General features: G+C 46.1%; 10 protein-coding genes. 1 reads left to right on the plus strand and 9 read right to left on the minus strand.

Annotated features, from left to right (window positions below):
• Positions 1 to 855: 855 nt before the first annotated feature.
• The 9 genes from BW972_RS04965 to BW972_RS05005 form a co-directional block, all read right to left on the minus strand.
• On the minus strand, positions 856 to 2,466 hold the full coding sequence (locus BW972_RS04965) for an Ig-like domain-containing domain (RefSeq protein WP_007656651.1): 1,611 nt from the start codon (positions 2,464 to 2,466) through the stop codon (positions 856 to 858).
• A 76-nt stretch (positions 2,467 to 2,542) separates the two neighbouring features.
• The gene (locus BW972_RS04970; RefSeq protein WP_007656652.1) at positions 2,543 to 3,430 is read right to left on the minus strand and encodes a class I SAM-dependent methyltransferase; all 888 of its coding nucleotides are present in this window, start codon (positions 3,428 to 3,430) and stop codon (positions 2,543 to 2,545) included.
• Positions 3,431 to 5,293 (minus strand): tRNA uridine-5-carboxymethylaminomethyl(34) synthesis enzyme MnmG, encoded by a 1,863-nt coding sequence (mnmG, locus tag BW972_RS04975; RefSeq protein ID WP_076421322.1) that lies wholly within the window; start codon positions 5,291 to 5,293, stop codon positions 3,431 to 3,433.
• A 67-nt stretch (positions 5,294 to 5,360) separates the two neighbouring features.
• Positions 5,361 to 5,789: an rRNA maturation RNase YbeY gene (ybeY, locus tag BW972_RS04980; RefSeq protein WP_007656654.1), complete on the minus strand. Its 429-nt coding sequence runs from the start codon at positions 5,787 to 5,789 to the stop codon at positions 5,361 to 5,363.
• Complete coding sequence (locus tag BW972_RS04985) at positions 5,773 to 6,198, minus strand: ATP-binding protein (protein WP_007656655.1); 426 nt, start codon at positions 6,196 to 6,198, stop codon at positions 5,773 to 5,775. Before BW972_RS04985 ends, ybeY begins: the two co-directional genes overlap by 17 nt.
• Before the next feature lie 31 nt (positions 6,199 to 6,229).
• Entirely contained in the window at positions 6,230 to 9,538 is a 3,309-nt protein-coding gene (locus BW972_RS04990; protein WP_083674074.1) for a DUF4175 family protein, read from the minus strand.
• 157 nt (positions 9,539 to 9,695) lie between these two features.
• On the minus strand, positions 9,696 to 10,457 hold the full coding sequence (locus BW972_RS04995; protein ID WP_007656656.1) for an exodeoxyribonuclease III: 762 nt from the start codon (positions 10,455 to 10,457) through the stop codon (positions 9,696 to 9,698).
• A gap of 96 nt (positions 10,458 to 10,553) precedes the next feature.
• The gene (locus BW972_RS05000; RefSeq protein ID WP_007656657.1) at positions 10,554 to 10,904 is read right to left on the minus strand and encodes a hypothetical protein; all 351 of its coding nucleotides are present in this window, start codon (positions 10,902 to 10,904) and stop codon (positions 10,554 to 10,556) included.
• Between the two features lie 106 nt (positions 10,905 to 11,010).
• On the minus strand, positions 11,011 to 11,364 hold the full coding sequence (locus BW972_RS05005) for a carboxymuconolactone decarboxylase family protein (protein ID WP_007656658.1): 354 nt from the start codon (positions 11,362 to 11,364) through the stop codon (positions 11,011 to 11,013).
• 95 nt (positions 11,365 to 11,459) lie between these two features.
• Between BW972_RS05005 and BW972_RS05010 the strand changes: the two genes are divergently transcribed.
• Complete coding sequence (locus BW972_RS05010; protein WP_076421323.1) at positions 11,460 to 12,152, plus strand: ComF family protein; 693 nt, start codon at positions 11,460 to 11,462, stop codon at positions 12,150 to 12,152.
• The last annotated feature ends 70 nt before the right edge of the window (positions 12,153 to 12,222 follow it).

A 12,222-nucleotide genomic window follows, 5' to 3' on the forward strand; every position in this document is an offset into this window, starting at 1 on the left:
CTGTAGCGGGCAGGTTAGTTATTGCCAAGCAGCTCGAAATGGAATGGAGATTTTCAGCTTGTGCTATTCGAACTTCAGAAGAGCTACTGCACGTACTTCAATTAGGTTGGGTGTAATGTATTTGCTAAGGAATACAGCAGGTTAGTAGAGTCTCAGATCGGCACCCTATTAATCAAAGAGCATTGCTTTTCACCGCTAACTCCGCTCATACATAATTTTGCCCCCTTCTTTAAGATCAGCTTCCCCTTTTATTCAAGAGGAGTTATAGGGAACATCAGTACCAGGTATAGGTTTTCGTCTTTAGTGTTGCTCTCGAATCTACCTATCACAGATTCATATTTAGATGTATACTGGTAGTATTTGTATCTCCTGTGCACCCGTTAAGCAGATCTTATTTTGAATTTAACTGCTCTGTTCCGTTATACCAATGCATGAGTTTTGGTTAGATTGTATCACCAATTTTAGGTTATTCCTCATGGCTTTGGGAAGTTGTTTAGCTCTTGAAGAGTATCTAAATGAATGCGATGGTAAGTTATAATCATCGCTTGATAGTTCGTTGAATCCGGTTTGTTATCTATATCTGAGTGATAGCTGGCAATTGTTTATTTGTCTTCAGGAGCACAAATCTGAAATCATCAGCTGGTTTTATGACCTATTCTTATTTTCGTCTCAGTCTTTCGATCTCAGTTTCTCTTGTGTTCTTTTTATTAGCATGGGTTTCTGTGGACAATTGCTTTGATTTAGGCCCTGCAGGTAATTTGATCCCTTTTTCGTTGCTTCTTATCCACGTGTTATCGGTTGAACTGTATGTATCAGATATAAAAAAAGGGAGCCAAATCAGCTCCCTTTTTTACTCTAGAATTCTATATTTTCTTCCATCTCCCAGTTGGCCCTTATCTCCAGTGGTTTGTCGTGAAGGTATACCTGCTCAGGTTCTCTTACCAGTTCAGGGTCTCCCCCATCCCATTTACCATTGTTGTTGGCATCCAATATCACGCGTATAAAGTAAGTGCCCGGTTCAATGCTTCGGAAATTGTAGGTCCTTGTATTCCGCACCTGGTGCTTCACCTTGTATTGGTTATCTACTAATTGGATGATGTAGCTCTTTTGCTCTGTTTTCACTGCCCCTCTTAGACTTCCTGCTCCTCTTGCTTCCGCCACCGTTACCTGTAGGGTTGGCATTGTAAAACGTTCACCCTGTACCGGCACTATACCTACACTATCCAGCACGATGGAAGCCTGTCGGTTATTGTTTGTCCATTTAGGCATTACAAAGCTTATCTCTGTTGCCGTGCGATCAAGTGCCACTTGTTCCGGATACGTCAGTCTGGCCACCTCTATGCTGTCAGCTAAAAGACGTATTGGAGTTTTTGATTGAATTCTAACCGGTGTTTCCAATTCAATTATGACACGCTGTCCTTCACTAATTGCCCCGTTGCTTGTATTGCCGTTTTCTTTCAGACGTGCACCCTGCACCCGCTGCGCTCTTTTGCCTTCGAACGCTATCTGTACTGTATCTACTGTTCGGTTAGCTGCTGAGTCCAGGGCCGTCAGTATAGCTCTTCCACCAGCGAAACGGCTGTCGCCAAATAGATCCACTATCTTGCCATCTGTTGATACTTTATGAATCAGAGTGTCTTTTGGTGAGTCTGCCGGTCTGGCTATAAAGCTTTCTATACCTTCATTGTAATTGGCCACAAAGCGATCTGTATACCTTTCACGACGCTGCAGGATGGGGCGTTTTGTATCTATCCCAACAGTCTGCAGCACTACTTCCTGTTCCTCGCTTGTCACGCTTATCGGCTCTGCTTTATAAGCGATTCGCTCTTCCTCCGTGTCATAAAGGGAGTTATTGTTTTTATCAGTCAGCGCATAGATTCTGTACTCACCATCCCTTATGTTTTCGAAGGTGAACTCCCCATTAGCATTGGTTTGCGTCTGGTAATATGGTCTGCTTTTCCTGATGCTGAGTGTGTCGCTTGTAGGGTATAAAGCCACCACGGCTTCGTTCTCCGGTTCCTGTGTAAGCAGTCTTACTACTTGCCCGCTTACTCTGCTCGAGTCTATGAAACTGCCTGTGCTAAACGTTAATACCAATCCTTCTGCAATGTTTTTTTCCGTGATATCCTGTATGCCTTTTCTGAAGTTTAAGGTATAGGTCGTGTTTTCCTCGAAGGGTTGCTCAAATACTAACTCCATCCTGGTTCGGCTCGATCGCACCTGATATTTGTTGTCGGTAAACGGTGTGATCAGGAGTTCTTTCTGCAGGTTGTTTTGCTGAACCTCTTCATTAAAATCAAGCGTGATAGTACGGGTACTTACATTCAGTTCCTGCGACTTCGGATTGCTATTCAGAAGCTCCGGTGCGTCTTCGTCTTTAGGTCCTCCTTCCGGGTTGTTTATACTAGCGCATGAAGAGATGCTAATTACTGAAGCTGCAAGTAAAAGGCTGTTGACAATTTTCATCTAATATTCATTTAAATGAAAAACAGGCAAACTTTCGCTTGCCTTGTTCTTATTTATTAACACTATTTGGTGGTGTTTATTTTCTCTTTGCTACAAAGATCAGGCTCGAGTAATCGTTACCGTTTTTCTCTGCATAGCTGTTAGACTTAAACCCATTGACCACACTGCTGATTACTTTTGTCTTCCCTTCTTTCTGTTTCTCGCTGAGCATGCTCACGTAATAGGCATCAAACTTCATGGGTAACACTTCCTCTAGTTTCATTTTGTGTTTCTTGAGTAAGCGCTTCATGGTTGGTTGTGTGAAGTGATACAGGTGACGTGGCACATCGTAAGCCGCCCAATCTGCTTTGTATTGCTGTGCGTCATGTGAATCAGCATTGGGAACAGCTATGATCAGGGTGCCGTCTTCCTGCAGCAGATTGATGAGTTCCGAAAGTGTTTCATTCAAAGTATGGATATGCTCCAACACATGCCAGAGTGTGATTACTTCAAATTTCTCCCCTTCTATCTCACTAAGTTCTTTCGCTATTATTTCACCTGTCTGGCCTGAAGCTTCCTCACGGGCACGCGTATTTGGCTCCACTCCTCTTATTTCCCAACCGTCGTTTTTACAGGCATTCAGGAATACGCCTGTTCCGCAGCCATAATCCAGTATAGCTCCTTTGGCTGGAGTATGCCTGTTGATAAGCTCTACCTTTTGCTTCGTCGTAATGGAGCGCACCACATGATAGGCTCTGTTGATAATGCCTGTCTTGATGTTGCTGTGCGATATGTATTCTTCAGATTCGTAATATTTATCAATACTGGCAGCATCAGGTCGCGGGTTCGTAAACTTGAATGTGCAATTCTCACATTCCACAATTACGAAGCTCTCTTTTGAGACCGCGTTGTCTGTTACTACCAGAAAGTTTTTAAAATCTTCTTTGCCACATATCGGGCAATGCTCCAGTCTTTCGTAGCTCATTTATTTTCCAAGGTATACCATTAGTACAGATATGTCAGCAGGTGAAACTCCACTGATACGTGATGCCTGGCCGATTGTCTCAGGCTGTATACGTAGCAATTTCTCACGCGCCTCAGCTGACAAGGCAGGTATGTTGCGGTAGTCTATTTTCTCTTTGATATTATAGTTTTCGAGTTCACCCATTTTGGCAGCCATGGTGTGCTCCTTCTCAATGTAGCTTTCGTACTTCACGGCTATCTCAGCTTGCTCTACACTGTCAGCTTTGAACTTGCTCAGGTACTCTGCTACGGCTGGCACGGCCTCAGCGATATGCTTGATCTCGATGTTTGGACGTTTGATTAACTGACCTGCACGCTGCTTTTCTACAATTGGTGCTGAGCCCATTTGCTCCAGCATGCTGTTGATATCACCCGGCTCAATCGGTTTGTTACTCAGGTAAGCGATGATTTCAGCCGTTTCTTTGATCTTCTTATCCACAGCAGCCAAACGGCTTTCGTCAGCCAATCCAAGCTCGTAGCCTAGCTTTGTAAGGCGGATATCAGCATTGTCCTGACGTAGCAGGATACGGTGCTCTGCTCTGGAAGTAAACATACGGTATGGCTCATCGGTACCCTTGTTTACCAGGTCGTCGATCAATACGCCGATGTAAGCTTCTGATCGCTTTAGAATAAACGGCGCTTTTTCGTTTATCTTGTTATGCGCATTTATACCTGCCATTAATCCTTGGCAAGCTGCTTCTTCGTATCCCGTTGTTCCGTTGATCTGGCCAGCAAAGTACAGGTTCTGCACCAGCTTTGTTTCCAGCGTTAGGCTCAGCTGCGTTGGCGGGAAGAAGTCGTATTCTATTGCATAACCAGGGCGGAACATTTTGGCGTTCTCAAATCCCACGATCTTACGCAGTGCTTTCAGCTGCACATCTTCCGGCAGTGAGCTGGAGAAACCGTTCACGTATACCTCTACTGTATTCCAGCCTTCCGGTTCCACAAAGATCTGGTGACGGTCACGATCGGCAAAGCGATTAATCTTGTCTTCAATAGATGGGCAGTAACGCGGGCCCAATCCCTGGATACGACCCTGGAACATAGGCGACTTTTCGAAGCCAGTTTTAAGGATTTCGTGTACGTCTGAATTTGTATAAGTGATATAGCAGCTACGTTGCTTAGCCAACGGCGTGGTTTCAGTATAAGAGAACTTTGAAGGATTCTCGTCGCCGAATTGCTCTTCCATACGGCTGTAGTCGAGCGAGCGACCATCAACACGCGGAGGTGTTCCGGTCTTCATGCGGCCTGCCTCAAAGCCCAGTTGAATGAGTTGCTCTGTTATGCCTTTTGCTGATTTTTCTGCTGAGCGACCACCACCCATCTGTTTTTCGCCGATGTGGATAATGCCATTCAAAAATGTGCCGTTCGTTAAAATTACGGCCTTTCCACGTATAGTTATCCCCAGGCTAGTGCGTACACCAACGGCTCTGCCATCCTCTACTTCTATACCTGTCACCATCTCTTGCCAGAAGTCAACGTTCTCAGTTTGCTCCAGTGTCAGTCGCCAGGCTTCGGCAAATCGCATGCGGTCACTCTGTGCACGAGGGCTCCACATGGCAGGTCCTTTTGATTTGTTCAGCATGCGGAACTGGATCATGGTCTCGTCGGTAATGATACCGCTCATACCACCCAGCGCATCAACTTCACGCACAATCTGTCCTTTTGCTACGCCACCCATAGCCGGGTTGCAGGACATCTGCGCAATGGTATTCATATTCATGGTCGCCAAAAGGACTTTAGAGCCCATTTTGGCAGCTGCGGCAGCGGCTTCACAGCCTGCATGGCCCGCACCTACAACTATGATATCGTATTCTGGAAACATGTATTCTGGATTTAGAGATGTTTCACGTGAAACATCAAAGGGAGGTTGGTAATTCCCTTATTTGCGATTAAAATTTCCGCAAAGATAAGGAAGAATCTTCGAGTTTGCGCATAGCTGCTTCCTGCTCAGGGGTTTTATCTTTGAAACCAAGCAAGTGAAGAACGCCGTGGATGAGGACGCGGTGAAGTTCGTCATTAAAAGAAGTGCCGTGCGTCATGGCGTTGTCGCGCACACGATCAATGCTAATAAAAATATCACCTTCGATAGTGCCTTCTATGTCGGCATTGTCGAAGGTGATGATGTCTGTGAGCGTGTCATGATCGAGATACTCCACATTGATCTGGTGCAGGTAATCGTCAGAACAGAATATGTAGGTAAGGCTTACCAGTTCTTGCTCATGTTGCTCGATAATGTCTGCAATCCAATCGGAGATCTGCTCTGGGTTTTCCAGCGAGAAATCAATGTCCTCGCTGAAGAACTCAATTGGATGATCCATTCTGTGATTGTGTGATGTTAAATATTAGCTGCACCTTTTTGCCGTTGTCCAGGAAGTTTACCTCGTCACATAGGTTACGCATCAGGAAGATACCGCGACCACCAGGGTTCTCCAGGTTCTCAGGAGCGGTAGGATCAGGCAGGGTGTCATAATCAAAACCAGGTCCTTCATCTTCAATTTCAAAAAGAAGCTGATTATTCTCTACCTGGAGCGTAAGGTATACTAATTTTTCCTTGTCGAATTTATTGCCGTGGCGGATGGCATTGTTCACAGACTCTGTAACGGCTACCATAATGTTGCCATACACATCGTCTTCAAACTCGAATTCTTCCTTTGAATTGTCTATGAAGCTTTCTATAACTCGGATGTTCTCGATTAAGGAAGGAATCTGAATTTTAACCTGATTCATATTACTTGTTAGTGATGCTATAAGGTGCGTATTAGTTATTCATATTTTGGAAATACTCGCTAACCTTCTGTTTGTAGTAGGGTGTAAGCGCCGGTGATACGGTTTGAAGCAATTCCGTTTGTTTCTCTTTTGTTCTTAAATACTTTTCGAATGATGGAGGAACTCTTCTGGCAACATCCTGAGCGCTCTTGGCCTCGCGTTTATTATCCAGTTCCCGCTCCTTCATTGACTTCTCTGCTTCCAGCAAACGAGTAAGAATTTCGCGCTGCCGCATGATGGTCTGCTCAGTCAAACGTTTATTAACGAGATCAGTCTCGCTTTGTTCCATCATCTTGCTGATATTTCCCAACTCACCGTTGCCGCCCTTTTCGCCAGGTTTCTGTCCCTGTTTCTCCATTTCTTTGAGGGCGTTACGCAAAGCCTCTTGCTCCGCAGCTAATTTAGCTAATTCTTCAGACAGTGCCTTACCTGACTTGCCACCTTTTTTTAATTCTTCGATTTTTTTGTTCAAAGCATCCTGCATCTGGCCAAAATCGCCGGGTTGGGGCTTACTGCCTTTCTGTTTTGAGGCCATGCTGCCCTGCATTTGCTGCATGGCTTGCTGCATTTGCTTCAGCGCATCGTTGAGCATCAGGGCCAGGTTGTTCATAGACGTCATGGCAAGCTGCTGCTGAGCGGTGGCTCGGCCAACGTTACGGTCACGTAGCTCTTTCATGCTGTTGTCCATGCTCTGGTTCATCTGGGCCACCTCACGTGTTACAAATGACTCGAGTTGGAAAACCTTCTTAGCAAGAGCAAAAAGGCTGTCTTCAATTACCTTGGCATTGTCGCGGAGTGATAGCTGTTGCTGTGACAGGGAAATAAAACGAGGATCGCTTTGGTTAACTCCACGGAATGATTTCATCAGCCCTTCCTGGTCAAACGACAGCTTGATCAGGTTTTCCAGGATGTCTCGGAGGTTGTCGAGGTTCTGCTGCATGCCGTCCATGCTCATGCTGCTCTGCATCTGCTCCATCTGCTGGGCCATCTGCTTCATCTTCTCCCCTGCCTTCTGCTGCGACTCGCTGGCTTTCTTATTTTGGTTCTTTTCAAGCTGCTGCTGCCCCTGTTCCATGTCCTGCTCTATTTGCTGCTGTTCCTGCTGCATTTGTTGCTCGTCCATTTGGTTCGGATTCTGAAGCTTATCATTGAGTTCTTTCAGGTCCTTCATGTCCTGCTTCAGCTGCTCAAATTCTTGCTTTATATTTTCCTGCTCCTGTTGTAGCTGCTTGTTGTCTTCCTGCTTTTGAGCTGTTTTATCGGCCAATTCCTCCTGTTCCTTGGCCATCTCCTCCAGCTTATTGGTAATATTATCGAGTTTTTGCTCAAACTGAAGCTGCTTGAATAACTCAAGGGCTCTTTCAAGCTCACGCTCCAGGTTGCGCTCACGGTTATCCAATTTACTCAGTAGCTTTTGTAGCTCCGAGTCTTTCGGATTTTGCTCCTGCAGCAGTTTTTCGAGCTCTTCGTACAACTTCTTGGTTTCCTCGTCCAGGAGGCTATCCATGAGCTTCTTCAGTTCCTGTGCTTTCTCGGCCAGTTGCTTGTCCTGCTCTGATAGCATGTTCTGTTTCTTGTTGAGCTCATCAAACAGTTCTTTCATAGAAGAAATATCCTGCTCCAGCTGCTTGCGCTTCTCTGCCAGGTCCTCCAGCTGCTTTTTGTCCTGCCAATTCAGATCGCGCTTCGTTTTCATTTTTTCCTCAGACTGGGCCAACTCTTCTTTCAGCTTGGTACTTCTTTCCAACGATTTACTCAGCTGGCTCTCCACCGACTGGGCATTGCTGTTCAGTTCCTGCTCCAGGTCACGGCGGCTTGGCACACGCAGTTCAAAGGAGCGGGTACGGGCACTCTTAGGTCCATTCAAGCCATCATTGTCCCATACCTGCACAAAGTACTCCAGCTTGTCGCCAGGGTTCAGTTGCAAGCTGGCTGTGTTCCACTGGTGATAATAAGTCTGGCTGAGCTGCTGCCGGTTCAAGCCGATCGGAACACTCTTATACTTGGCTTGCGGGTTCTTGTCGTTGGTCACTTTGTAGTTCAGTGCGAGTCGTGTCAAACCATAGTCGTCAGATATTTCGCCAGCCAATACCACAAAGCGATATAGGGCAGAGTCGTGGTACTGCTCTAGCGAGATCTGCGGGTGTCGGTCAGGTATAGTTGTGATCTGATAATTGATCTCTTCTTTGTTGGTGCTATGTGCATTTCGTAGGTCTACACCATAGTTTTGGCTTTCGGTAAACTGCTTGCTGGCTGTGAATAAGTTCTCTTTGAATTGGGCTACAAGCGATTCAGAGGCGTTTTCAAAATTGATTTCAACACGTTCAGTTTCGGTTGCATCGAAGTTCCAGGTGATGGTACTACCTGCAGGTATAGTGGCATTCCCCGTATTCTGAATAAGATCAGGCTTTCGCTTCAGGTAGGCAGGGTATGCCACTTCCATATGGAAGTTCTTCAGATTTGGTCTTGAGAGCAGCTTCAGGTTATAATCATCAGACATAAAGCCGGAGCCCTCCAACTGAAACTCCACAGGACGTTGCAGCTGCTTAAAGGTATAGGTATAGCCATTGCCGCTCTTCTGGAGTCGCTGGCGTCTACCGTTGTAGTGTATATATACCTCGTTAGGTATCGTCTTGCCTTCCAACTGCACTTGCAGCTCAAAGTCCTCTCCTCTATAAGTCTGCAGCGACTCATTCTCTACCACAAACCGAAAAGGTGCCAACGGAGTATAGTGTTTCTTGTAATTGATGATACGCTCCGTGCCCTGCACAAATATAGTAGGGTATAGCAAAGCGATCAGCAGCATGATAACCGCCGGCAGCGCAATGTATTTGAGAAGCGGCTTGTTCTCACGGTAGGTAACGGCCTCTTCGAACGGATAATTAATAAGCTGGGAGGATCGCTGGGCTATACTGGCGGCAATCAGTTCATTTGTCCTGTCAAGGTCTTTTAACTGAATGGCATTCAGTAGTTTATCTTTTATTTCAGGATAATGGTCCCCTACCCTGGCGGCTGCCTGTTCATCAGAGAGCAGCTTCCGAAGATTGGTGAGCGCTGAGATTGGGAGGATGATCCAGCGAACGAGTGCATAAATCGTAAGGCCTACGAACGAGAACAGCAGAAAGGCCCGTACAAACACCGGGAAGTAAAAGATATACTCCAGCAAACTGTAGACGATGTAAATCGACATCAGCAAGCCTATGGCGAAAATGCTCCCCCGCAACAACAGGTTGAGGTAGAACTTTTTCTTAAAGGCCTGCAGCTGGTATAACAGCCTGTCCATCGCATCGTGCTGATTCATCTGCCTAGTTATTTAATCGTTACTAACTCATGCTTACAGCTAATGATTAACTTGGGAGGTATAAGTTGTTAAAATATAGAAATTTAAGAGAATCTCCTAAAGCCTCTATTATAAAACTGTCTGCACGGTCGATTTAGTATACGTACAGGGCGTGCTACTATATAATATCCAATAAAACCGGGCAGTGATCGGAGTGCTTGGCCTCTGGCAATATGGCTGCCCGCTGCATACGATCCTGTAAATTGCCCGTCACCATGTTGTAATCGATACGCCAGCCCAGGTTCTTGGCACGTGCCCCTGCCCTATAGCTCCACCAACTGTAGTTGTGCGGCTCCTTATTAAAGTGGCGGAAGCTGTCTACAAAGCCACTCTCAATAAACTTGGTCATCCAGTTGCGCTCTTCTGGCAAGAAGCCGGAGCTGTTCGCGTTGGATTTTGGGTTGTGAATGTCAATGGCCTGGTGGCAAATATTGTAGTCGCCACTGATCACCATGCCTGGCAGCGTTTGCCTCAGGTCGCCTATGTAGCCATAAAAATCGTCGAGCCACTGCATCTTAAAACCCTGCCGCTCGTCGCCGCTGGATCCGGAAGGCATGTATACGCTCATCACCGAATAATCGTCGAAGTCTGCACGAATCACACGTCCCTCGTTGTCATAGCATTCCATGCCGCAGCCGATCTCCACATGTCTGGGCTTGTCTTTGCTGAGGATGGCCACTCCGCTATACCCCTTCTTAACAGCAGGATGCAGGTATACGTTGTAGCCCATATCCTCAAAGATGGCACGGTCAAACTTGTCTTCGCAGGCTTTGATCTCCTGCAGGCAAAGTACATCCGGGTTGGCAGCTTTTACCCACTCCTGAAATCCTTTGTTAATGGCAGCACGAATGCCATTCACATTGTAACTGATAATTTTCATCCTTACTGTTTTACGGCCATGCAGAGGCAGCAAGTTCCCTTTGATTAGAAAGAGGAACGTGCTGCCTGTACAGGTAAAATTTAAGATTTTGAGATATTATATTTCGTCAGCTCTGTCGAAGTACTCCAGGATGTGCCACTTCAGCATTCTCTCCTGATCTTTCAGATTGGTGAAAGGTATAGCCTTAACAGAACGGTAGTGGGGCCAACCTTCTTCGTCAACCCGCTCCAGTTCATAAAAACCTGACAGACTGAATACCTTGCAGGTAGCGATGTGCATCAGGTCCTGCTTCTCCTCTTTTGTAAAATCCGAAATGCCCTTTCCCAATTCCTGTATACCTATCAGAAACAGGATGGCATTCAAGTCAGGCTTTTTTCCGAAAGTCTTCATCATCGAAGCCCTCAGGTTGGTCCATCTGTGATCCAGGTTAGATGATTCGTCGGCCATATGTTTTTATTATTAAATGGCTGAATTGTTCAACTGCCTACTTCATAAAACTCGCTTCTGAGTAAAGGACAGCAGAATGAACAATTCAACTTTGAAAATACTCTGTCTAAGAAGCGCTCTGCTGGGCTTTAAGTTCCTCCCAGTACTCTACTGCACGGCGGAAGTGCGGGATCACGATGGATCCTCCCACCAGATTGGCAATAGAGAACACCTCAAAAACCTGCTCGTCCGAAACGCCTTCTTCAAAGCACTTGCCCAGGTGGTACTTAATGCAATCGTCGCAACGGAGCACCATGGAGGCTACCAAGCCAAGCATTTCTTTCGTTTTCACATCCAAAGCACCCTCCATGTAGGTGTTGGTATCGAGGTTAAAAAACCGCTTGATTACTTTGTTATCGTAAGACATGATGCGCTCGTTCATGCGCGTACGGTATTCGTTGAATTCTTCTATCTGACTCATTGTTGTGTGTGCTGTGACTGTTTTATGCTATTAAAAGTATAACAGTTAAAGTTAATCTAAATTCTCAAGAATACCTTAATCATGCCTGTCCCGCTATGCTACAGGATTTTCTGTCTTTACTTTTTCCCGAAATATGCCATGCATGTGATCAGGCACTGACTCGTGGCGAGCGTTATATCTGCACAGAGTGTAATGTGAAACTCCCCTATACTGACCTGCACCTGCATGGGGCTACTGAGCTAAACTACCTGCAACAGCGATTCTGGGGAAAAGTGCCAGTACGGTTTGCATTTGCCTACCTGCACTTTAAATCAAAGGGGCGGGTGCAGCGTCTTTTGCATAAGCTCAAATATAAAGGAGCTGAGGAAGTTGGTGAACACTTAGGTACACGCTACGGCTCCATCCTGTCTGACCACGGGTATGCAGCCCACTTTGATTTGATCATCCCTGTGCCGCTGCACCGGTTGAAACTGCGCCGGCGTGGTTATAACCAGTCAGACGGTTTTGCGAAGGGATTATCGGAAGCATTGCAAATTCCGTGGAGTAACAAAGTACTGGAGCGTGCCATAGATACGGACTCTCAGACAAAGAAAAGCCGCCTGGATCGCTGGCAAAATGTAGAGCAGGTATTTGTTGTGAAGAAGGCTGAGGAAGTAAGCGGGAAGCGGATACTGTTAGTGGACGATGTTCTGACAACAGGAGCAACACTGGAAGCATGTGCCCATACCTTATTGCAAAGCGGGTGTCATGAAATAAGTGTGACGACCATTGCGGCAGCGCAGCTTTAAGTTGGCATGGCTATAAATGCAAAAAGCCCGGGTAAACCCCGGGCCCTTTAAAATATAGTATTAACTGTTA

It is taken from the genome of Pontibacter lucknowensis (assembly GCF_900156415.1).
Classification (GTDB): Bacteria; Bacteroidota; Bacteroidia; order Cytophagales; family Hymenobacteraceae; genus Pontibacter; species Pontibacter lucknowensis.

Bases quoted from the DNA above. Each gene is read 5' to 3' on its own strand.
- BW972_RS04965 (WP_007656651.1), bottom strand. From the start codon at position 2,466: ATGAAAATTGTCAACAGCCTTTTACTTGCAGCTTCAGTAATTAGCATC.
- BW972_RS04970 (WP_007656652.1), bottom strand. From the start codon at position 3,430: ATGAGCTACGAAAGACTGGAGCATTGCCCGATATGTGGCAAAGAAGAT.
- mnmG (WP_076421322.1), bottom strand. From the start codon at position 5,293: ATGTTTCCAGAATACGATATCATAGTTGTAGGTGCGGGCCATGCAGGC.
- ybeY (WP_007656654.1), bottom strand. From the start codon at position 5,789: ATGGATCATCCAATTGAGTTCTTCAGCGAGGACATTGATTTCTCGCTG.
- BW972_RS04985 (WP_007656655.1), bottom strand. From the start codon at position 6,198: ATGAATCAGGTTAAAATTCAGATTCCTTCCTTAATCGAGAACATCCGA.
- BW972_RS04990 (WP_083674074.1), bottom strand. From the start codon at position 9,538: ATGAATCAGCACGATGCGATGGACAGGCTGTTATACCAGCTGCAGGCC.
- BW972_RS04995 (WP_007656656.1), bottom strand. From the start codon at position 10,457: ATGAAAATTATCAGTTACAATGTGAATGGCATTCGTGCTGCCATTAAC.
- BW972_RS05000 (WP_007656657.1), bottom strand. From the start codon at position 10,904: ATGGCCGACGAATCATCTAACCTGGATCACAGATGGACCAACCTGAGG.
- BW972_RS05005 (WP_007656658.1), bottom strand. From the start codon at position 11,364: ATGAGTCAGATAGAAGAATTCAACGAATACCGTACGCGCATGAACGAG.
- BW972_RS05010 (WP_076421323.1), top strand. From the start codon at position 11,460: ATGCTACAGGATTTTCTGTCTTTACTTTTTCCCGAAATATGCCATGCA.